This window comes from Ideonella sp. (assembly GCF_035254525.1).
Classification (GTDB): domain Bacteria; phylum Pseudomonadota; class Gammaproteobacteria; order Burkholderiales; family Burkholderiaceae_C; genus Ideonella.
In genome coordinates this window covers 1-2,207 of sequence record NZ_DATFAN010000114.1, presented here as the reverse complement: position 1 = coordinate 2,207, position 2,207 = coordinate 1, and the positions used below count along the sequence as shown (strand labels likewise).

At 69.9% G+C, this 2,207-nt stretch carries 3 protein-coding genes; all 3 read right to left on the bottom strand.

The genetic code is table 11. From position 1 onward, the window contains the following. Positions 1 to 446 (bottom strand): ExeA family protein (locus tag VJ693_RS11185; protein WP_324154119.1); only part of this gene is annotated, 446 nt, incomplete at its 3' end. Positions 447 to 470: 24 nt separating this feature from the next. Further along, entirely contained in the window at positions 471 to 1,250 is a 780-nt protein-coding gene (locus VJ693_RS11180) for a slipin family protein (protein WP_414652261.1), read from the bottom strand. A gap of 2 nt (positions 1,251 to 1,252) precedes the next feature. After that, positions 1,253 to 2,207, bottom strand: a 955-nt coding sequence (locus VJ693_RS11175; RefSeq protein WP_324154117.1) for an NfeD family protein, incomplete at its 5' end; no start/stop codon positions are given.

Below are 2,207 nucleotides of genomic sequence, written 5' to 3'. Positions count from 1 at the left end.
CGCAACTGCTCCAGCACGTCGGCCGAGAGGTTCTGCGCCTCGTCGATGATCAGCACGTTGGTCTGGCCGACCGCGTGCGTGCGCAGCAGGAACTCGTTGAGCGGGTCGATGTAGTCCTTGACCGTGCGCACCGCGCCGGCGGGCAGCTCGGGCAGCGGGATGCGGAACTCGTCGCACACCGTCTGCAGCAGCTCGGGCACGGTGAGCTTGGGATTGAAGATGTAGGCGACGTTGCAGCGCGGCGGCACCTGTTCGAGGAAGCAGCGGCAGACGGTGGTCTTGCCGGCGCCGATCTCGCCGGTCAGCAGCACGAAGCCGCCCCCGCCCTTCAGGCCGTACAACAGGTGAGCCAGCGCCTCGCGGTGGCGCTCGCTCATGTAGAGGTAGCGCGGGTCCGGCGCGATCGAGAACGGCGGCTGCTTCAGCCCAAAGTACTTGGCGTACATCAGGCCGCGAGGATACAGCGGCCGTCAGGCGCCGGGCTCAGCCGGTCGATTGAGCGCCTGCAGCAGCGGCCCGACGATGTCCAGCGGCAGCGGGAACACGATCGTCGAGTTCTTGTCGGCGGCGATCACGGTCAGCGTCTCGAGGTAGCGCAGCTGCAGCGCCTGCGGCTGGCGGGCCAGGATCTCGGCGGCCTGCGCGAGCTTCTCGGAGGCCTGCAGTTCGCCTTCGGCATGGATGACCTTGGCGCGCCGTTCGCGCTCGGCTTCGGCCTGGCGGGCGATCGCGCGGATCATGCTTTCGTTGAGGTCGACGTGCTTGATCTCGACGTTGGCGACCTTGATGCCCCAGGCGTCGGTCTGGCTGTCGAGGATCTTCTGCAGATCGAGGTTCAGCCGCTCGCGCTCGGACAGCATCTCGTCCAGCGCGTGCTTGCCGAGCACCGCGCGCAGGGTCGTCTGTGCGAGCTGGCTGGTGGCGGCGAGGAAGTTCTCGACCTGGATCACCGCGCGCTGCGGGTCGACGACGCGGAAGTACAGCACCGCGTTGACCTTCAGCGTCACGTTGTCTCGCGAGATCACGTCCTGGCTCGGCACGTCCATCACCACCATGCGCAGGTCGACGCGCACCATCTGCTGGATGCCCGGGATCAGCAGCACCAGCCCCGGGCCCTTGACGCGCCAGAAGCGGCCGAGCTGGAACACCACCGCGCGCTCGTACTCGCGCAGGATGCGCAAGGAGCTGGCTACCAGCACCGCCAGCAGCAGGACGATGGCCGACAGGCCGATGGGAAAGTCGAAGCCCATGATCACGCTCCTTCGGTGGTGGGAGGTTCGCTCGGCATGGTGGTCACTTCCAGCGTCAGGCCATCGACCCGGGCCACGCGCACGCGCTGGCCGGCTTGCAGGGGCTGGGCCGAGCGCACGCGCCAACGCTCGCCGGCGATGGTGGCCCAGGCCTCGCCGGCCGGTGGACCCCCATCCACCTGGTCGACCACCTCGATCACTTCGCCCGTGGCGCCCACCATCTGCCCCGCGCCGGATACCAGCGGCCGCCCCCGTGCCCGCGCGGCCATGCTCGCGATGCCGACGACGGCCAGGCCCGAGACCAGCGCCAGGGTGCCCACCAGCGCCGGCGGCACGCCGAAGCCCGGTGCCTCGCTGTCCACCAGCAGCAGCGCACCGAATGCAAACGCCGCGACACCGCCCAGCCCCAGCGCACCGAAGCTCGGCACGAAGGCTTCGGCGACAAAGAACGCCAGCCCGAGCACGATCAGCCCCAGGCCGGCCAGGTTGATCGGCAGCATCTGCAGCCCCCACAGCGCGAGCAGCAGGCTGAGCGCACCCACCACACCGGGCGCCACCATGCCGGGGTTCATGAACTCGAACAGCAGGCCGTAGAAGCCGATCATCAGCAGGATCAGCGCGATGCTGGGGTCGCTGATCGCGGCCAGCGCGCGCTGGCGTGCATCGGGCTCGATGTCGATGACGCGGGCGTTCGCCGTCGCGAGGGTCACGAACACGGCCCGGGGCCCGCTTGCCCCGGCGCCGACGGCGACCCGGCGCCCATCGAGCCGGCGCAGCAGGTCATCGACGTCGTCGGCCACCAGGTCGATCACCCGCCGTGCCAGCGCATCGTCGGCCGGGAGGCTGACCGATTCGCGCACCGACTGCTCGGCCCAGGCGGCATCGCGGCCGCGCAACTGGGCCAGGCCGCGGATGTAGGCGGCGGCATCGTTGACCCGCTTGGCGGTCGGCACGTCG

Coding starts and splice junctions, on each gene's coding strand:
- VJ693_RS11180 (WP_414652261.1), bottom strand. CDS start 1,250: ATGGGCTTCGACTTTCCCATCGGCCTGTCGGCCATCGTCCTGCTGCTG.